Source organism: Pseudomonas fluorescens group sp. PF-1, from assembly GCF_054481335.1.
This window is the reverse complement of record NZ_JBTMNG010000002.1, coordinates 541,468-560,769: the sequence shown is the minus strand read 5'-3', so window position 1 is coordinate 560,769 and position 19,302 is coordinate 541,468. Positions and strand designations below refer to the sequence as shown.

Genomic DNA, 19,302 nt, shown 5'->3' with positions numbered 1-19,302 from the left:
GCTCGCGCCTACAGGGGCGGTGTTTACAGGTCTTCCGAGAGCACCTTCGAGAGCATGTCCACAAAGAAATCCACGCTGCGGCGCGAAGTGACCATCGGCGGTTTGATTTTGAGGACGTTCAGGAAATCGCCCGTCGGTTGCATGAAGATGCCCAATTCGCGTAAGCGATCGCACAGCGCGGTGGTTTCCTCGGTCGCCGGTTCCAGGGTTTCGCGGTTGCGGATCAATTCCACGCCCAGGTAGAACCCGGAACCGTGCACCGCGCCCACCAGCGGATGAATATCGATCAGCGCTTCCAGGCGCTCCTTGAAATAGCCGCCAACGACCTGAGCGTTTTCCCAGAGTTTTTCCTCTTCCATCACATCCAGCACCGCCATGCCGACCTGGCAACTCACCGGGCTGCCGCCGGCGGACGAGAAGAAATACCCCTCGGCTTCCAGTGCTTCGGCGATTTCCCGGCGAGTGATCACCGCCCCCAGAGGCTGGCCGTTACCCATGCCTTTGGCCATGGTGATGATGTCCGGCACCACGCCCTGTTCTTCGAAACCCCAGAAGAAATGGCCCATGCGCCCGTAACCGACTTGCACTTCGTCGGCGATGCAAACGCCACCCCGGGCACGCACCATGGCATAGACCTGCTTCAGGTACCCCGGCGGCAGCGAGATGCCACCGGCATTGCCATAAACCGGCTCGCAGATGAAGCCGGCCAACTGGCGTTTTTGTTCGGCGATTTTCGCCAGATTGTGTTCGACGCTGCGCACATAGTCCGGCGCACTGTCCGGGCCACGGAACTCGCCGCGATACGTGTTCGGTGCCGTCACCGGGTGCACCCAGTCCGGACGACTGCTCAAGGCTTTCGGGTTGTCGGCAATCGAGGTCGAGACCGCATCGGCGCCCACCGTCCAGCCGTGATAGGCCTCCAGCACGCTGAGCATGTCGCGGCCGCCGCTGTAGGCCCACGCCAGGCGGATCGCCAGGTCATTGGCCTCGCTGCCGCTGTTGACCAGGAAAACGCGGTCCATGGAGTCCGGTGCCAGCTTCAACAAGCGCTCGGAAAACTCGGCGACTGCCGCGTAGTTGAACCGCGAGTTGGTGTTGAGCAACGACCACTGGCGACTGGCGACCGCTGCCATGCGCGGATGGCCGTGCCCCAGCACCGCGACGTTGTTGAGCATGTCGAGGTAGGAGCGGCCCTGCATGTCGATCAGGTGGTTGCGCCAGCCGCGTTCAATGCGCGGCGGGTCGACGTAATAGTGTTTTTGCGTGCGGGCGAAACTGGCGTCGCGACGGGCCAACAGGGTGGGTGCGTCGAGTTCGGCTTCAGCATCGCAGGCCAGCCCCAGCAGCGCCGCCGGTGACGGGCACAACGCTTGCCAGGCGGCCGCACGTGAAGGCGTGCAGAACAACGGTGCCGTCAACGAGCCTCCACGAGTCAGTTGCACGATCAGCGGCCCGCTGACCGTACCCAGCACCTGCCCTTTAACCAGCGCCGCCCCGGTATGCAGCGACGGCGTGACGCCCTGGAGCCGCACGCTCAGTTGCGGGCCGTCGAGTTGCAACACGCCGGGCGACGGTTGATGGATCATGCCGGCAAATGGCGATTCGACCGCCGTGCCGTGGGGTACGCGCAGTTCGACATGCAACGGGCAGGTGTCCGGTTCGATGGCGCTGTCCGGTCGGGTGCGGGACAAGCGGTATTGCCCGTAACGACTGGCCGCCAGGCCGTGTGCGGCGGCGGCTTCGTTCAATAGCCGCTGATCCACGCCCTCCTGCTCCCAGTTACCGGCGTCGAAATGCGGGCTGAGTACACCCAGATCGATCAAGGCAAACTCGCGACCGACCAGGCTTGGCAGCAGCGGCGCGAAGCCTTCGCTGCCAATTTCCGGCAGGTTCTGGCCCACCGACGTCAGGATCGCCGCTTCCATCAAGGCCAAGGGCACCGACGTGGCGACTCGGAAAATTTCCCACTCGTGAGTCAGGTTGTCACGACTGTAATCATTGCCCGGATCGATGCTGACTTGCTGCTCACCACTGAGCACCAACACCGCCGCACGAGCGACGATCAGCGGCCACAACGCCAGCAGTTCTTCATGGGTCAGCGGATTGACCGCGTGATAAGCCTGCACCGCCGGCAAAATGCAGAACGGGTCGCCGTCGGCGTGATGCAGCAACGCCGCGCAGGTGACCGACAGGTCGGTGATGCGCCAGGTGCGGATCAAATCACCGAAATCGATCACACCCTGCAGCTGCCAGTGGCGTTGCGAGTCCCGTTGCCACACCACGTTATCGTCGGTGATGTCCATATGGATGGCCTGCACCGGCAGCTTGTCCACCAGTGGCTGCAAATGGCGTTCAGCCTGCTCCGCCGCTTCGGCGATCAACTGGCGCTGAGTGTCGTCCTGGATCACCGGCAACAAATGCGCGATCAACGCCTGAGCATGGCGAGCGTCCCACTGCAGGGTGCGCTCCAGCCCCGGATGATCGAAAGCCGCCAGCGCCAAGTCCATCTCGCCGCACAAGCGACCGAAACCGGCCACCACCGTGCGATTGAAATGGTCCAGATGGGTCAGGGACTGGCCTTCGATGTAGTCCAGCAAACGCACGTGTACCGCTTGGCCACCGACTTCCAGCGTCAGCAGGTCCGCGCCACTCTTCGCGGGAATCACCCGCGGCACGTGCACATCCGGGTGTTCGCCCAGATGTTTGAGTCCGGCGTGCTGGGCTTGCAGTTCCAGCGCCGAATAGTCGCCCCGGCAGATTTTCAGGACGAAACGGCCCTGGTCGCTGTCAACGCGGTAATTCAGATCCTGCTGGCTGCCAAGGGCCTGCAACCTTCCGCCGAGCCCGTAATGCTCCTGCAACAGCTCAAGCGCTTGCTCCGCAGAGACTTGCGGACTGGGCAAACTGGCGCGATGAATCAACGTGGCGAGCGGCATACAACGACCCCTGAAATATTATTAGGCGCCTATATCGCCACTGCTTGGGGCGATACGCAACCCCCTTCACCCGTCTGACGACGGGCCGGCCGGGTAAACGGAAAAAGAAAAATGACGCGCCACTCGTCTTGAACAAGACTCTACGCAAGAATGTCGACCATCTACGCCTAGCACTGGAGAAGCACCATGAATGTAGTCACCACCGACCTGCCCGGTGTTCTGATCATCGAACCCAAGGTGTTTGGTGACGAGCGGGGGTTCTTTTACGAAAGCTTCAACGCAAAGGCTTTCGAAGAAGCGACCGGCCTGAACACCCCGTTCGTTCAGGACAATCACTCGCGCTCGCAAAAAGGCGTGCTTCGTGGCCTGCATTACCAACTGCAAAACACGCAGGGCAAGCTGGTTCGAGTCACGGCCGGTGAAGTGCTCGACGTCGCCGTGGACATCCGCCGCAGCTCGCCGCATTTCGGAAAATGGGTCGCGGTGCGTCTGTCCGCCGCCAATAATCGCCAGCTCTGGATTCCTGAAGGCTTTGCCCATGGCTTCGTGGTGTTGAGCGACAACGCCGAATTCCTCTACAAGACCACCGACTACTACAACCCATCGGCCGAGCGCTGCATTCGTTGGGATGACCCGGACCTGGCCATCGACTGGCAACTGGACGCCGCACCGCAACTGTCGGCCAAGGATAAGGTCGGGGCATTGCTCAAGGACGCCGAAGTATTTGCCTGAAACCCGACCTGAAGCTTCACCGCGCAGGCGCACCGCCCCCCAGGTGCGCAGACTGCGCCCGCAAGCCTAGGCATAATGCGCCTGTACCCACAGGCGCTCGATGCTTATGACCCCGACCCTCCCCCGCAGACCTCGCTGGCGCAGCCTGGCGCTGCTCGCCTTGTGCCTGGCGCCGTTGTTGTGGCCGCTGGAGCATCTGGCCGAGCGCTATTACCGCAGCGAGCTGGCCAGCCAGAACCGGCAGACCCTCGATCTCTATGTCGCCAACCTGCTGGGCACCCTGCATCGCTATGAGGTACTGCCGCAGATCCTCGGCGATCTGCCGGCCCTGCGCGCCGTGCTCGGTGCGCCGGACGACGGCGTCACCCAAGGCAACGCCAACCGCCTGCTGAAGAACATCAGCGCCCAGACCGGGGCCGAAGTCATGTACCTGATGGACACCACAGGCAAGACCCTGGCCGCGTCCAACTGGGACAAGCACGACAGTTTCGTCGGCCGTAACTTTGCCTTCCGTCCGTACTTCAGCGAAGCCATGGCCGGCCGGCTCGGGCGCTTTTTCGGGCTGGGCACCACGTCCGCCAAACGCGGCTACTTCTTCGCCGCAGCAGTGCGTGAGGGCGAGAAAATCATTGGCGTACTGGTGGTCAAGGTTGATCTCGACCACACCGAAAGCCTGTGGGGCAAAACCCCGGAACAACTGCTGCTGACCGACCATAACGGCGTCGTCATCATCACCTCGCGACCGGAATGGCGCTTTCGCGCGACCCGGCCGCTGAACGATGAAGAGAGCAAGGCGATCACCGCAATCCAGCCTTACCCGACGCGCGAGCCAAAGCCCTTGAATCTCAACCCCAACGCCTGGCTGACCCAGACCCAGTCGATCGCGGAAACCGGCTGGGACGTCAGCATTCTCGCGCCGCGCACCCTGATAGACCGCCCGGTGCGAACGGTCGTCGCCATCGGTGGCGCGACGCTGTTGGTGCTGATGCTGTTGCTCGGCCTGATGATGCAGCGCCGCCGTCATTACCTCGACCGAATCGCATTCGAGGCCAAGGCCCGACGCGAACTGGAAGCCCGGGTCGCCGAGCGCACCAGCGATCTGGAAGGCCTCAACCGTCGACTCAAACAGGAAGTGCTGGAGCGCGAACAGGCCCAGCAGGAGCTGGTGCGCGCCCAGGACGATCTGGTGCAGGCCGGCAAACTGTCGGCGCTGGGCACGATGTCGGCGAGCATCAGCCACGAACTCAACCAACCGCTGGCCGCGATTCGCAGCTACGCGGAAAACGCTGAAGTACTGCTCGATCACCAGCGCACCGACGACGCCCGGAGCAATCTCAAATTGATCAGCGAATTGACCGGGCGCATGGCCTCGATCATCGCCCATCTGCGCGCCTTTGCCCGCCGTGATCGCCACGCCCCGGAAAGCGTCGCCCTGCAACCGGCGCTGGACGACGCCCTGGCGTTGCTGGCCAAGCGCCGGCGCAGCATGGAGGTCGAACTGATCCGCGATTTGCCCGCCGCCACCCTGTGGGTCGAGGCCGGGGAAACCCGTCTGCGCCAGGTGCTCGGCAATCTGCTGGCCAACGCCCTGGACGCCCTGACGGAAAAAGGCCCGCCGCGCAAACTCTGGCTAAGTGCCCAATCCACCGCTGACGGCGTCCACCTGTACATTCGCGACAACGGCCCCGGCTTTTGCATGGAAGCCCTTGGCCGCGCCAGCGAACCCTTCTACACCACCAAGACCCGCACCCAGGGCCTGGGGTTGGGGCTGGCGATCTGCGAAACCCTGATGCGCGCCTTCGGTGGTGAACTGTCGTTCGCCAACCACAAGGAAGGTGGCGCATTGATTACCCTGAAGCTGCGCGCAGGCGCACCGGGTGTGAGCCTGCAACCGTCCGAGGACCGAAGTGCATGACCATCGACAACCGCATCCAGGTCGTGTTGATCGACGACGATCCCCACCTGCGCCAGGCCTTGAGCCAGACGCTGGATCTGGCCGGCCTGAAAATCCTGCCGCTGGCCGAAGCCAAGGGCCTGGCTGCACAGCTGGAACGCGACTGGCCAGGCGTTGTGGTCAGCGATATCCGCATGCCGGGCATGGACGGCCTGGAACTGCTGACTGAACTCCACGCCCAGGACCCGGAGTTGCCGGTGCTGCTGATTACCGGTCACGGTGACGTGCCACTGGCGGTGCAAGCCATGCGCGCCGGCGCCTACGACTTCCTGGAAAAACCTTTCGCCAGCGACGCCCTGCTCGACAGTGTGCGCCGCGCCCTGGCCTTGCGCCGACTGGTGCTGGACAACCGCAGCCTGCGTCTGGCCCTGAGCGATCGCAATGAATTGACCACCCGTCTGGTGGGGCAATCGCCCTCGATGCTGCGCCTGCGCGAACAGATCGGCGCCTTGGCGGCCACCAAGGCCGACGTGCTGATCCTTGGCGAAACCGGGGCCGGTAAAGAAGTGGTCGCGCGGGCGCTGCATGACCTGTCGAATCGGCGCAACGGCCCGTTCGTGGCGATCAACGCCGGCGCACTGGCCGAATCGGTGGTCGAAAGCGAGCTGTTCGGTCACGAGCCGGGCGCCTTCACGGGGGCGCAGAAGCGTCGCATCGGCAAGTTCGAATTCGCCAACGGCGGCACGCTGTTCCTCGATGAAATCGAAAGCATGAGCCTGGATGTACAGGTGAAGTTGCTGCGTTTGCTGCAAGAACGGGTGGTCGAACGCCTGGGTGGCAATCAACTGATCCCGCTGGACATCCGTATCATCGCCGCCACCAAGGAAGACCTGCGCCAGTCCGCCGATCAAGGACGTTTTCGCGCCGACTTGTATTACCGACTGAACGTCGCACCGCTGCGTATTCCGCCCCTGCGCGAGCGCGGCGAAGATGCCTTGATGCTGTTCCAGCATTTTGCCGATGAAGCCAGTGCCCGCCATGGCTTGCCGACCCACGAGCTGCAACCCGGGCAACGCGCGCAGCTGTTGCGTCACACCTGGCCCGGCAACGTGCGCGAACTGCAAAACGCCGCCGAACGCTTCGCCCTCGGCCTGGAGCTGGCCCTGGACAACTCAGAGCCGCAAGAGACGGCCGGGGCGCCGCTGGCGGTGGTCAGCGGTGGCCTGAGCGAACAAGTGGAAAACTTCGAAAAGACCCTGATCGCCGCCGAACTGGCGCGCTCGCACAGTTCGCTGCGCAGCGTCGCCGAAGCCTTGGGCATTCCACGCAAGACCTTGCACGACAAGCTGCGCAAGCACGGCCTGAGCTTCGCCGACAGCGGCGTCTCCAGCCACACCGACGAACTCGATTGACCCACTGTCTAATCATCCACTTCAAACATGAGGCCCCGAATGAACCGCGACAGTCGTTACCTGGAAACCGTCCTCCATCACGACATCCCCCTCACGCGGGACATGGGCCTCAAAGTGCTCGACTGGCACGATCAGCAGCTGCGCTTGTATTTGCCGCTGGACGCCAACGTCAACCACAAGAGCACCATGTTCGGCGGCAGCCTGTATTGCGGCGCGGTACTGGCCGGCTGGGGCTGGCTGCATTTGCGACTGAAGGAAGAAGGGATTGAAGACGGGCACATCGTGATTCAGGAAGGGCAGATCAGCTACCCGCTCCCTGTGACCGGCGATGCGAACGCCATTTGCCAGGCGCCGAGTGCAGCGGTGTGGAAGAAATTCCTGACCATGTACCAGCGTTACGGCCGGGCGCGTTTGACACTGCATACCCGGGTCGTGAATGCGGGAAGCGAGGAAGATGCCGTGACGTTCACCGGGCAGTACGTGCTGCACCGCTGAACGTGAGGACGATGCAAAACCCTGTGGCGAGCGAGCTTGCTCCCTCGCCTCAGATCTAAGAAAACGTCAGGAACGGGCCAGCTCGAGCAATTTCTCCCGCCACGCCGCCTTCGCCGGCAGCGCCAAAAAGAACTCATTCAACAACGATTCCCGGGCCGGATAGCTGAAAGGCGCACCGCTCAGCTCCAGCACCTCGCCACCCGCCCCTTCCAGCACGCCTTGCGCTGCGGCCGTGTCCCACTGGGAAGTGGGGGCCAGGCGCGGATAACAATCCGCCGCCCCTTCGGCCAACAGGCAAAATTTCAATGAACTGCCGATATTGGCCAGTTCCAACTCACCCAGACTGGCGCTCAACCCGGCCAGCAAACGTTCTTGCTCAGGGCTGGAATGGCGGCGGCTGGCGACCACTGTGAACGGGGCACCCGCCGGCGGCACTTCGCGAACCTGAATCGGCAGCGGCGCTTCGCCCCTGTCACCACGCCAAGCACCCCATCCGGCACCGCCCACGTAAAAGCGCCCATTGGTCGGCATCGACACCACGCCAAACACCACACGGCCCTGCTCGATCAGGGCGATGTTGACCGTGAACTCTTCACTGCCGGAAATAAACTCTTTGGTTCCATCCAATGGGTCTACCAACCACCAGCGCTGCCACCCGGCGCGCACGCTCCGGGGGATGTTGGCGTCCTCTTCGGACAGCACCGGGATGCTCGGATCGAGTGCCGTCAGGCCGGCCAGGATCAAGTGATGGGCAGCCAGGTCGGCGGCGGTCACCGGAGAGTCGTCGGCCTTGGTCGTCACCGCCGTGCCTGTGCGCCAGAACGGCAGGATCGCTTCGCCCGCCTGCAACGCCAGTTCGACCACCGGCGCCATCAATGGATGAGGGAAATTCATGGCAGGAACACTCCGCGTTGAGTCAGCAAGTCACGGGCCAGGTACAGCGCCGCCAAGGCTCGCCCCTCAGTGAACTGTGGGTTTTGCACCAGAGTGGACAGCTCGCGCAGATTGACCTTGCTCTGGCCCATCGGCTCCGGCTCGTCACCCTCCAGACGCTCCTCATAGAGATCGGTGGCCAGCACCACCTGGATTTTCTGGCTCATGTAGCCGGGCGACAACGACAACTCGGTCAGATGCTCCAATTGCCGGGCACCAAAACCCGCCTCTTCCTTGAGCTCCCGTTCGGCCGCCGCCAGCACGTCTTCACCCGGCTCGATCAAGCCTTTGGGCAGTGACAGTTCGTAGGCATCGGTGCCGCCGCAATACTCTTCGACCAGCACCGCATGCTCGGCGTCGAGCATCGCCACGACCATCACCGCGCCATACCCGGCGCCCTTGCCGACCAATCGCTCATAAGTGCGCTCCACGCCGTTGGAAAAGCGCAGCTTCAGTTCTTCAACACAGAACAAACGGCTGGTGGCGACGATCTCGCGGGCGAGGACGGTGGGTTTCTGGCGCATGAGCGGCTCCTGGGCAATAGCGGGTTACTATACCCGGCCTATCCTGATTGTTGTCTTCGGATACCTTTTTTACCGCTGGAGAAGTTTTTTATGCCCCTGCTGCCCTGGCACGACATCGACACCGTTCTGCTGGACATGGACGGCACGCTGCTGGATCTGCACTTCGACAACCATTTCTGGCTGGAGCACCTGCCCCAGCGTTATGCCGACTTGCACGGGGTCAGCCGGGCCATGGCCGAGCTGGAACTGCAACCGCTGTTCGAACGCAATGCCGGGCTGTTGCAGTGGTACTGCCTGGATTTCTGGAGTGCCGAACTCAAGCTGCCAGTGCGCGAATTGAAACTGGAAACCGCGCACCTGATCGCCCTGCGCCCGGATGCGGACACCTTCCTGGCGGCGATCAAACGGGCGGGTAAACGCGTGGTACTGATCACCAATGCCCACCGCGACTCCCTGTCATTGAAACTCGAAAGAATCGAACTGGCGCCCTACTTCGAACGCTTGATCAGCTCCCACGACTACGGTTTCCCCAAGGAAAACCCGCAGTTCTGGGAGGCGTTGCAGGCAGACATCGACTTCGACCCGGCACGCAGCCTGTTTATCGACGACACCCTGCCGATCCTGCGCAGTGCCCGGGAATTCGGCGTGGCGCATTTGCTGGCGGTGAAAGAGCCGGACAGCAGAAAGGGGCCGAAGGACACGGCAGAGTTTGCGGCGGTGGAGGATTATCGGGTGCTTATCGAAGGCCTCTGAGACCGAGGCACCGGCATCGCGGGCAAGCCACGCTCCCACAGGATTGCGTATAACCTGTGGGAGCGTGGCTTGCCCGCGATGGTCATCACACTGGCTAAAGCCTTACTCGGGAATCCGCAACGACTGCCCCGGATAGATCTTGTTCACATCCTTGAGCATCGGCTTGTTGGCTTCGAAGATTTTGTTGTACAGGTTGGCGTTGCCATACACGCGCAGGGAAATGGCGCTCAGCGTGTCACCCTTCTCGACCACGACAAACTTGGCGGCCACGACGACGGGGCCGGTCACGGTGATCTGGTCTTCAACGCCGCTGACACCCGCCACGTTGCCCAGCGCCAGGAGGATTTTTTCCTTCTCTTCCTGCGTATTCGCTTTGCCGCTGGCAATGACTTTATCGCCCTCGACCTTCACCTGAATCTTCGACGTGTCGATCCCCGTCAGCGCACTTTGCACGTGCCTGGTCAACGCTTCACTGTTGGCCTCAGCCTTGTCCGGCGTCAGCGCATAGAGGATTTTTTCACCGGCTTCTTTTAGAAAACTGAACAGGCTCATCGGGTGCTCTCCATGGGAATTAAGTGTTCAGACGCAAAAGCCTAGACCACCCCTGTGGCTTGTGGATCCAACCCGACCAATGACGCCGCCTTCCCCCGGCGATAGAATCCGTACTTGCTCAACCCCCTGGAGCCGCCCTGGAGCGAAGATGGACATCAAGCAGCTGAAATTCCTCATCGCTCTCGACGAAACACGCCACTTCGGCCAGGCCGCCGCGCGCTGTCACATCACCCAGCCAACCCTGTCCATGCGCCTGCGCAACCTCGAAGAAGAACTCGACTTGCCGCTGGTCAATCGCGGTCAGCGCTTCGAAGGCTTCACCGCGCCCGGCGAGCGGGTGCTGGCCTGGGCGCGCACGGTTCTGGCCGCCTACGACGGCTTGTACGCCGAGGCCGCCGCCTGTCGCGGCAACCTGGTCGGTACGTTGCGCCTGGGCGTGGTGCCATTGTCGAGTTTCGATCCACTGCCGCTGCTGCAACGCCTGCACGCGCAACACCCGAACCTGCGCTTTGAGCTGTCGGCGTTGAGCTCCGAGCAGATCCTCGAACAACTGGCGAATAATCGACTGGATATCGGCGTCTCTTACCTGGAACGCCTGGACAGCGAACGCTTCGAGTCGCTGACGTTCAGCGAAGCACGCATGGGCCTGCTTTACGATCAGCGCTTCTTCAACTTCGGCGAGTCGCCACTGACCTGGGAATCGTTGATCGAACTGCCGCTGGGCATGCTCACCAGTGGCATGCACTTTCGCCAGTCCATCGACCACAACTTCCACATCCGAGGCCTGACGCCGCAACCGTTGCTGCAAACCGACGCAGTGCATCAATTGTTACAGGCAGTGCACGGGGGTCTGTGCTGTGCCGTGATGCCGCTGGATGGCGGTTTTGAACAACTCACCGACCATCTGCGCCTGCACCCCATCGACGATGCACAGACCCTGGCCCGACTGGGGTTGATCATGCGGCGCAGCGCCCCACGATCGGCGCTGGCGGAAGCGTGTTTTGCGATCCTGCAACAATCGCTGGTGAAGGCTTGATCGACGCCATCTATCGGTGGATCAGTAATAGCAATTAGACGTGACATGTTGTCGCGCCTAGTCTTAAAGCTGATCAAACCGTCGGTGATGCCATGAACGCCAAGCGCCCTGACTGCTCGGCGCCCGCCTCCAAAACGCCCGAGCCCGCTGCCAGCCAGACTTACAGCTATAGCAACCTTCAATACTCTGAATCGGCCAGCACAGCGTTGGCTGAGGAAGTCGCGCTGGCGATTGCCTACAACGGCATCAGCCAGGCGGTCATGCTGGTGACACCGACCGATCTTGAAGACTTCGTCGTCGGCTTCAGTCTTGGCAGCGGCATCATCCAGGACGCTGGCGAGATTTATGACCTGCAACTCAGCGGCTCGGGTTCGGCGCAATACGCGCAAGTGACCATTGCCAACCGCGCGTTCTGGAACCTCAAGCAACAGCGCCGGCAACTGGCAGGCACCAGCGGTTGCGGGCTCTGCGGCGTGGAAGCGGTCGAACAGGCCTTGCCGGACCTTCAGGTGCTGCCCGGCGCACCGTTGCCGCCCGCCGAATGGCTCGACGGCCTGCGCCAGCGCATCAGTGAGTTCCAGCCGCTGGGCCAGTATTGCGGTGCGGTACACGCTGCGGTGTTCATGAACGATCAGGGCCAATTGTTGCTGGGTCGCGAAGACATCGGCCGGCACAACGCCCTCGACAAACTGATTGGCGGCCTGATCCGTCGCAATATCCCGATCAGCGGCGGACTGGCGATTGTCACCAGCCGTTGCAGCCTCGAATTGATCCAGAAAGTGCTGCGCGCCGGCATCCAGACCCTGGTCAGCCTGTCCTCGCCCACAGGCCTTGCCGTGCAATGGGCCCGTCGCCACAACCTCAACCTCATCCATTTGCCACAAAAGAATGCGCCACGGGTCTACAGCCCGGCTTTGGAGAATCAAGCGTGAGTCAACACCGTCAAGCCGACCAGACACCCGTTCCTCGCTACAAACCCTACAAAGGCCCCGCCGGTGGCTGGGGCGCCCTGATCAGCGTCGCCCAAGCCTGGTTGACCAGCGACAACGCGCTGAAAAACCTGCGCATGATGCTCAAGACCAACAAGAACGGCGGCTTCGATTGCCCCGGTTGCGCCTGGGGCGATTCGCTGGAAGGCGGCATGGTGGCGTTCTGCGAGAACGGCGCCAAAGCGGTGAACTGGGAAGCGACCAAACGGCGTGTCGACGGCAAATTCTTCGCCAGACACAGCGTCACCTCGTTGCTGGAGCAGAGTGACTACTGGCTTGAATACCAGGGCCGCCTGACCGAGCCGTTGCGCTACAACGCCGAAACCGATCGCTACCAACCCATCAGCTGGGACGATGCCTTTGCCCTGATCGCCAAGCATCTGCGCGGCTTGTCGAGCCCGGATCAAGCCGAGTTCTACACCTCGGGACGTGCCAGCAACGAAGCGGCTTTTCTCTATCAGTTGTTCGTGCGTGCCTACGGCACCAACAACTTCCCCGATTGCTCGAACATGTGCCACGAGGCCAGTGGTGTCGCGTTGGCGCAGAGCGTTGGCGTCGGCAAGGGCACCGTGACCTTCGATGACTTTGAGCACGCCGATGCCATTTTCGTCTGGGGCCAGAACCCCGGCACCAACCATCCACGGATGCTCGAACCGCTGCGCGATGCGGTGAAACGTGGCGCTCAAGTGGTGTGTATCAACCCGCTCAAAGAACGGGGCCTGGAACGCTTCCAGCACCCGCAACACCCGATCGAAATGCTCACCAACGGCGACAAGCCGACCAACACCGCGTACTTCCGCCCGGCACTGGGCGGCGACATGGCGATCATGCGGGGCATGGCCAAGTTCCTGTTGCAGTGGGAGCGCGACGCGCAGAAGGCGGGTGAGCCTGCCGTGTTCGATCACGATTTCCTCAACGAACACAGCGTCAACGTGCTGGATTACCTGGCCGTCATTGACGACACCCCGTGGGAGCAGATCGTCGAGCAGTCCGGCCTGCCCCTGGTGGAAATCGAGCAGGCCGCGCGCATGTACGCCAAAGGCAAGAACGTCATCATGTGCTGGGCCATGGGCATCACCCAGCATCGCCATTCGGTGGCGACCATCCAGGAAATCGCCAACCTGATGCTGCTGCGTGGCAACATCGGGCGTCCGGGTGCGGGCCTGTGCCCGGTGCGTGGCCACAGTAACGTGCAGGGCGATCGGACCATGGGCATCAACGAGCGCCCGCCGGTGGCGTTCCTCGATGCGCTGGAGCGTCGTTTCCCATTCAAAGTGCCACGTGAAAACGGTCACAACGTGGTCGAGGCGATTCACGCCATGGCCGAAGGCCGCGCCAAAGTTTTCATGGCCCTGGGCGGCAACTTCGCCCAAGCCACGCCCGACAGCCCAAGGACCTTCCAGGCCCTGAGCAATTGCGACCTGACCGTACAAATCAGCACCAAGCTCAATCGCAGCCATCTGGCCCACGGTAAAGATGCGCTGATCTTGCCGTGCCTGGGCCGGACCGATATCGACCGACAAACCGAAGGCCCCCAAGCGGTGACCGTCGAAGACTCGTTCAGCATGGTCCACGCCTCCAACGGCCAATTGGAGCCGCTGTCGAACCAGATGCGTTCGGAGCCGGCGATTTTGGCCGGCATCGCGGCAGCCACACTGGGCAACTACCCGGTGGGCTGGAACTGGCTGGTGGCCGACTACAGGCGCATCCGCGACCTGATTGCCGACACCATCCCCGGCTTCAAGGACTTCAACGAGAAAATCAAGAATCCAGGGGGGTTCTACCTCGGCAACAGCGCCGGTGCGCGCAAGTGGAACACCCCGTCAGGCCGGGCCAACTTCCGCCCGAACGTTTTGCCCAAGGACCTGGTGCACGAACGCACCCGCGCCACCGGCGTACGGCCGGACCTGATCCTGCAATCGATGCGCTCCCACGATCAGTACAACACCACGATCTATGGGCTCAATGACCGCTATCGCGGGGTGAAAGGCCAGCGTGACGTGTTGTTCGTCAACGAAGCCGACATCATTCGCCTGGGCTTCAAGCCAGGGCAGAAGGCGGACATCGTATCGATCTGGGATGACGGCCTGGAGCGTCGGGTGAAAGGCTTCACGCTGCTGGCGTTTGATATCCCGGCCGGGCAGGCGGCGGCCTACTATCCGGAAGTAAACCCGTTGGTGCCGCTGGAAAGCACCGGGGATGGCAGCCATACGCCAACGTCGAAGTTCGTCGCCATCCGCCTGGAAGCGGCGAGCGAGACCGGGTTGATCATGGCCAGGTCGGCTTAAGCGGCGGCAGGTCGAGCCCCATCGCGGGCAAGCCACGCTCCCACAGGGTTTGAGGTGCATGCATTTCCCATGTACGACTTAAATACTGTGGGAGCGTGGCTTGCCCGCGATGGCGTCCGACATGGCAACACATGATGAGATGATTCGACACTTTCCAATCGCCCACAAAAAAGGCCGTTTTTGCGTAAAAACGGCCTTTGCCAAGTAGCAACAGACCGGCCAAAAACCGTTAAGTTCCGCCGAAAAAACAGCAACTTATAGAAATGTGCGCAAGTCGTGTTACTCGTCGGATTTCGATTGTCACACTTATGACACAGCCTCAGGATCGCGCCGTCATCCCCTTGAGGTTCCTCTATGAAGTTCTCCTCGATTCTCTTGTTGTCCCTTGGCCTGGTCAGTGGCTTCGCCTCCGCTGGCGGCACCACCGAAGCAGGTGTGGGCGGCGCATTGGGCGGGGTTCTGGGCTCAGTCGTCGGTCAGTCGTTAGGCGGCAATACGGGTTCCACCATTGGCGCGGCCCTGGGTGGCGCGGGTGGTAGCGCAGTCGGCGCAAACAAACACAGCCGCGGTGAAGCCGCCATTGGTGGTGCGCTGGGCGCAGCAGGCGGTAACGTGGTCGGCCGCAGCATGGGCGGCACCACCGGCAGCCTGATCGGCTCCGCAGCAGGCGGCGGCGCGGGTGGCGCGCTGGGTAACTACATGGGCAACAAGAGCAACGAGGAAGACGATCGTCGCTCCTATCGTGGCCATGATGATCGTCGTTACTACCGTGACGGCCACCCTGGTCGCGGCCATGCCTACGGTCATCGCAAGCACCACAGGTACTATCGCGACTGAGGCCTGGATCGCCTCGTCAGCCGGTACTTCAAAAAATCGCAGCCCACGGGCTGCGATTTTTTTTGCCCGTCTAAACCACCAGGCGCTCCAATGCTGCGCGCAACTGCCCGGGAATAGCGACCGGCTGATTTGACGCACGATCCACAAACACATGCACAAAGCGCCCCGACGCACAGGCTTCATCCTCCCCGGCCTTGAACACTGCCAGCTCATACTGCACCGAACTGTTGCCCAACTTGCCTACCCGCAAACCGATCTCGATGCGGTCCGGGAAAGCGACGGAAGCAAAGTAATCACAGGCCGAGCTCACCACGAAGCCCACCACCTCGCCATCGTGGATGTCCAGCCCCCCGACCTCAATCAGGTAGGTGTTCACCGCCGTATCGAAGAAGCTGTAGTAGGTCACGTTGTTCACGTGCCCGTAGGCATCGTTGTCGTGCCAGCGCGTGGTGATGGGTTGGAAGTGCGGGTAATCGGAACGTTGAGGCATCAGCGTGGGTTCCTGGAGTCGGGCTGCCAGTCTACGTCGAAAACCGTGTCACGAAGCATCGTCGGGGGACACCGCGCTTGCCAGGTGCTGTTCAGCCCACCCTCGTACCTCGGCGTAGGGATAATCCTCAAGCACCGCAAACCCCGAAATCGCCCGCGCCTTGAGTTTGGTGAACAGCGGCACGCTGATCCCGCACAGAAACCGCGTCACCCGCTCCGCCGATGGCACGCCGCCCGTGTGCTGTTGATGCCTGTGGATAAAGTCCCCACACAAGGCCTCGAAGTTTTTATCCACAAGCGCCGGCAATGGCGGTGGCTCCGGCAATCGCGCCACCTGCCCGTGACACACCGAGCAATGTCCGCATTGCGTGGGGGCGTTGGTGTCGCCGAAATACTCGGCCAGGCGATAGCCCAGGCAATGCTCGGTAGCGAACAGGTCCAGCATGGCGTGAATCCGCGCGATTTCGGTTTGTTCATGCCGGGTGAAATACCCGTGCAGCTCTTCACTCAACACGACGCTATCGAAACCGGTTTGCAGCAGGCTGTAGACCTCGGTCATCTGCTTGCTTTCCAGCTCGACCCAACCCTTCTCCTGGAAGTAATCGAGCGCCTTGACCACCCGGCTGCGCTCGGCCTGATGCTGCTGATACAACGCCTCGAAATTCACCGTGGCCCAGGTCCGTGCGCGGCTGGAGGTCTGGATGATCGCCGCGACAAAATCCCTGCGCTCGCCCTCGAAACGCGCCAGCAACGCCTCAGGCTCCAGCAAGTACTTGAAACGGTACTCGGCGTAGTAGGCGTAACGCGGGGCGATCAGGCCACGCAGTTCCAGTTGCACCAGCAAGGTTTTGAGCGGCAGCTGGCGAATGTTGCTCTGATCCGCCAAAGGCCCGAGCAAAAACTCCCATTGCCCCTCGGGCGCGGCAGCCTGCATTTCGTCGAGCACGCAGCGGATGCCATACAGCTCCGGGGTGTCGCCATAGACGAAGTTTTCCAGCACGTTAAGGCTGTCGCGGTTGGCCAGGACCAGACAGTCGGATGGCTGTCCGTCACGCCCGGCACGGCCGATTTCCTGGCTGTAGTTTTCGATGGATTTGGGCAGATCGAAATGCACCACGTTGCGGATGTCACTCTTGTCGATGCCCATGCCGAACGCGATGGTGGCGACGATGCAATTGGACTGCCCGCCCATGAAACGCTTCTGGATCGCTTCGCGTTGCTCATGGGGCAACCCGGCGTGATAGGCCTCGGCCTGAATGCCGTTGCGGCTCAGGTGCTCGGCGATCTGTTCGGCGGTTTTCTGCAGGGTGACGTAGACGATGCTCGGCTGGTCGGGACGCTGGCTCATCCACTCGACAAGGCGTCGGCGCTTGTCCTGCCCGCGCACCGGTTCCACCAACAGATTGAGGTTGGGCCGATAGAAACCGGTGGTCACCACATCCTCGGGGGCGATGGCGAATTTGGCCTGCATGTCGGCGATCACCTTGGGCGTCGCGGTGGCCGTCAGCAGCAATACCTGAGGAATGTTGAACTGGCGCTGATAGTCGGGAAGCTTGAGGTAATCGGGGCGGAAGTTGTGGCCCCACTCCGAGATGCAATGCGCCTCGTCCACCACCAGCAGCGAGATCGGCACCTGCTGCAAGAAGTTGCGAAAGCGCTCGTTTTTCAGGCGCTCCACCGAGATCATCAAAATCTTTAATTCGCCGGACTTGGCCCGGGCCATCACATCGCTGGCGTCATCGCGGCTCTGGGCCGAATCGATACTGCCCGCGGCAATGCCGTGGCGCTGCAGGAACGCCAGTTGATCCTGCATCAATGCCAGCAACGGCGAAACCACCAGCGTCAGGTGCGGCAATAAAACTGCCGGAAGCTGATAGCACAAGGACTTGCCGGAGCCCGTGGGGAAAATCGCCGCCGCCGAGCGTCCCGCCAGCACTGCGCTGACCGCCGCCTCTTGGCCGGGTCGAAACTGTGGATAACCGAAAACCTGTTCCAGGGTGTTGTGCATAAGCTGTCACTCCGTTGACCGCTGCGAAGTGCAAAGCCTAGTCGGCGATGGCAGCGAGTCGAGAAAAGGTCGGGGGCGCAAAACGATTCGGGATGATACAGCGGATGGTTCGGCAGAATCGCAAGGCTTATGGAATGGAGCGACTGTCAGGGCGCCATCGCGAGCAAGCTCGCTCCCACAAGGATCCCCGCCGTTCACAAAATTGAGGACGATGCTAAACCTGTGGGAGCGGGCTTGCCCGCGAAGAGGCGGCCCATTCACTACAAAACTCGAAACACCCTACCGTTTCTGAAGCACCCTTTACCGAGCATTTCGACGCGTCGACTGATAAAGCCGTAGGTATTTTTACCACTGCCAGTTTCAGGGTAAAAAACCGCCATCAACTCGTAGGCTTCTTCCTCAAAAGCCAGTAAAGACCCTACAAAACCTGTCCATCTCAGCCGTCTTGTGGCACCGCCTCACGCCCTTCTATAGTTTGCGGCGCGGCTGAAAACAGTGTCTCGGCCTGCCGGGCACACTTGCCGACTTCGTACAGGACTGACCTTGATGAACAACCCCGAATCACTCAACGACCGCTATCGCCCGCTCAAAACCCGCTACAGCGATACTCCGGTACTGGTGATCGACACCGAAGCCGATCCGGTCGAGATCCTCGACGCCGCCCACCAACGCATCCGCGCCGCCAGCAACCTGTTGGAAACCCTGTACTGCCTGTGCTTCAAAGAGGCCGACACCAGCGACATCCCCAATATCGTCAGCGCGCTGTACCTGCTGACCCAGGACGGCAACGACCTGCTCGACATCGCCCGGCAACGCCTGCCGAAACTCACTGGCTAAGTCCCACCCGACCTCTCTGTAGGTGCTGGCTTAGCAGATAACGCCGTCAGCAACGCCCTATGAAAGCTTCGGCACGGTCCTACAAAAGAAAACAACTTGTCGGCTATCGCGGGCCGGGGACTCATTCATATAGTTCAACTGCCGCGGTAATCAGCGGCTCGGGCTTGGTCACCCGAGAACAATGAGATCCACATTCCCATCTAAAAATAGAGGTGTTCTTCAGTGACCACGTTAAATCCATTTCCCAATCGCTACCGCCCGCTCCACACCAATCTCACCGACACCCCGCCCCTGATCATCGACACCGAAGCCAACCCCCAGGACATCCTCGAAGCCGCCCTCCAGCGCATCCGGGCCTCCAGCGACCTGCTCCGCACCCTGCACTGCCAAAACTTCCACGACGGCGATGTCGAAGACATCCCCCACATCACCCACGCGCTCTACCTCCTGACCCAGGACGGCTGTGACCTGCTCAAGGTCGCACAGCAACGCATGCTCAACTGGAAAGCGCCAGCCTGAGATCACTGCTAAAACTGGCATTATTCTGGCTGTTTACCGTAATTTCAGCTGGAATAATGGCAGTACAA

General features: G+C 61.6%; 17 protein-coding genes. 11 read left to right on the top strand and 6 right to left on the bottom strand.

Annotation, left to right across the window (positions count from 1 at the left end):
• Positions 1-23 precede the first annotated feature (23 nt).
• On the bottom strand, positions 24-2,936 hold the full coding sequence (locus tag ACX3YD_RS17270; protein WP_458960586.1) for an aminotransferase: 2,913 nt from the start codon (positions 2,934-2,936) through the stop codon (positions 24-26).
• 186 nt (positions 2,937-3,122) lie between these two features.
• Here ACX3YD_RS17270 and rfbC point away from each other — a divergent pair, with 186 nt between their 5' ends.
• From rfbC to ACX3YD_RS17250, 4 genes are all read left to right on the top strand, one after another.
• Positions 3,123-3,668 (top strand): dTDP-4-dehydrorhamnose 3,5-epimerase, encoded by a 546-nt coding sequence (gene rfbC / locus ACX3YD_RS17265; RefSeq protein WP_103406025.1) that lies wholly within the window; start codon positions 3,123-3,125, stop codon positions 3,666-3,668.
• Between the two features lie 106 nt (positions 3,669-3,774).
• Positions 3,775-5,583, top strand: a complete 1,809-nt coding sequence (locus tag ACX3YD_RS17260) for a sensor histidine kinase (protein ID WP_103406026.1) — start codon at positions 3,775-3,777, stop codon at positions 5,581-5,583.
• The gene (locus tag ACX3YD_RS17255) at positions 5,580-6,974 is read left to right on the top strand and encodes a sigma-54-dependent transcriptional regulator (protein ID WP_103406027.1); all 1,395 of its coding nucleotides are present in this window, start codon (positions 5,580-5,582) and stop codon (positions 6,972-6,974) included. The genes ACX3YD_RS17260 and ACX3YD_RS17255 overlap by 4 nt, the downstream gene beginning before the upstream one ends.
• Before the next feature lie 39 nt (positions 6,975-7,013).
• Complete coding sequence (locus ACX3YD_RS17250; RefSeq protein WP_047536259.1) at positions 7,014-7,469, top strand: YiiD C-terminal domain-containing protein; 456 nt, start codon at positions 7,014-7,016, stop codon at positions 7,467-7,469.
• A gap of 66 nt (positions 7,470-7,535) precedes the next feature.
• On the opposite strand, the gene cysQ is transcribed toward ACX3YD_RS17250, so the two are convergent.
• The gene (gene cysQ / locus ACX3YD_RS17245) at positions 7,536-8,363 is read right to left on the bottom strand and encodes a 3'(2'),5'-bisphosphate nucleotidase CysQ (RefSeq protein ID WP_047536258.1); all 828 of its coding nucleotides are present in this window, start codon (positions 8,361-8,363) and stop codon (positions 7,536-7,538) included.
• Positions 8,360-8,926, bottom strand: a complete 567-nt coding sequence (nudE, locus tag ACX3YD_RS17240) for an ADP compounds hydrolase NudE (RefSeq protein ID WP_090465821.1) — start codon at positions 8,924-8,926, stop codon at positions 8,360-8,362. Before nudE ends, cysQ begins: the two co-directional genes overlap by 4 nt.
• Positions 8,927-9,016: 90 nt before the next feature.
• Here nudE and yrfG point away from each other — a divergent pair, with 90 nt between their 5' ends.
• Positions 9,017-9,679: a GMP/IMP nucleotidase gene (gene yrfG, locus ACX3YD_RS17235; protein ID WP_047536254.1), complete on the top strand. Its 663-nt coding sequence runs from the start codon at positions 9,017-9,019 to the stop codon at positions 9,677-9,679.
• Between the two features lie 102 nt (positions 9,680-9,781).
• Here the strand turns inward: yrfG and lysM are convergent, their stop codons facing one another.
• Positions 9,782-10,231 carry a peptidoglycan-binding protein LysM gene (gene lysM / locus ACX3YD_RS17230; protein ID WP_458960585.1) on the bottom strand — a complete coding sequence of 150 codons (450 nt, stop codon included), beginning with the start codon at positions 10,229-10,231 and terminating at the stop codon, positions 9,782-9,784.
• Positions 10,232-10,379: 148 nt separating this feature from the next.
• Here lysM and ACX3YD_RS17225 point away from each other — a divergent pair, with 148 nt between their 5' ends.
• The 4 genes from ACX3YD_RS17225 to ACX3YD_RS17210 all read left to right on the top strand — a co-directional run bounded on the left by ACX3YD_RS17225 (position 10,380) and on the right by ACX3YD_RS17210 (position 15,381).
• Positions 10,380-11,267 carry a LysR family transcriptional regulator gene (locus ACX3YD_RS17225; protein WP_458960584.1) on the top strand — a complete coding sequence of 296 codons (888 nt, stop codon included), beginning with the start codon at positions 10,380-10,382 and terminating at the stop codon, positions 11,265-11,267.
• 92 nt (positions 11,268-11,359) lie between these two features.
• The gene (gene fdhD / locus ACX3YD_RS17220) at positions 11,360-12,199 is read left to right on the top strand and encodes a formate dehydrogenase accessory sulfurtransferase FdhD (protein WP_103406032.1); all 840 of its coding nucleotides are present in this window, start codon (positions 11,360-11,362) and stop codon (positions 12,197-12,199) included.
• Entirely contained in the window at positions 12,196-14,544 is a 2,349-nt protein-coding gene (locus tag ACX3YD_RS17215) for an FdhF/YdeP family oxidoreductase (RefSeq protein ID WP_047536249.1), read from the top strand. The genes fdhD and ACX3YD_RS17215 overlap by 4 nt, the downstream gene beginning before the upstream one ends.
• A gap of 354 nt (positions 14,545-14,898) precedes the next feature.
• Positions 14,899-15,381 (top strand): glycine zipper domain-containing protein, encoded by a 483-nt coding sequence (locus ACX3YD_RS17210; RefSeq protein ID WP_047536248.1) that lies wholly within the window; start codon positions 14,899-14,901, stop codon positions 15,379-15,381.
• A 70-nt stretch (positions 15,382-15,451) separates the two neighbouring features.
• On the opposite strand, the gene ACX3YD_RS17205 is transcribed toward ACX3YD_RS17210, so the two are convergent.
• Both ACX3YD_RS17205 and ACX3YD_RS17200 read right to left on the bottom strand, forming a co-directional pair.
• Positions 15,452-15,871 (bottom strand): acyl-CoA thioesterase, encoded by a 420-nt coding sequence (locus tag ACX3YD_RS17205; RefSeq protein ID WP_458960583.1) that lies wholly within the window; start codon positions 15,869-15,871, stop codon positions 15,452-15,454.
• A gap of 48 nt (positions 15,872-15,919) precedes the next feature.
• Positions 15,920-17,878, bottom strand: coding sequence for a RecQ family ATP-dependent DNA helicase (locus tag ACX3YD_RS17200; RefSeq protein ID WP_458960582.1), 1,959 nt, complete (start codon positions 17,876-17,878; stop codon positions 15,920-15,922).
• Positions 17,879-18,424: 546 nt separating this feature from the next.
• On the opposite strand from ACX3YD_RS17200, the gene ACX3YD_RS17195 reads away from it, so the two are divergent.
• Positions 18,425-18,715 (top strand): hypothetical protein, encoded by a 291-nt coding sequence (locus tag ACX3YD_RS17195; RefSeq protein WP_103406036.1) that lies wholly within the window; start codon positions 18,425-18,427, stop codon positions 18,713-18,715.
• Between the two features lie 222 nt (positions 18,716-18,937).
• A complete protein-coding gene (locus ACX3YD_RS17190) occupies positions 18,938-19,234 on the top strand; it encodes a hypothetical protein (protein WP_458960581.1) in 297 nt (98 codons plus the stop codon).
• Positions 19,235-19,302: the final 68 nt, after the last annotated feature.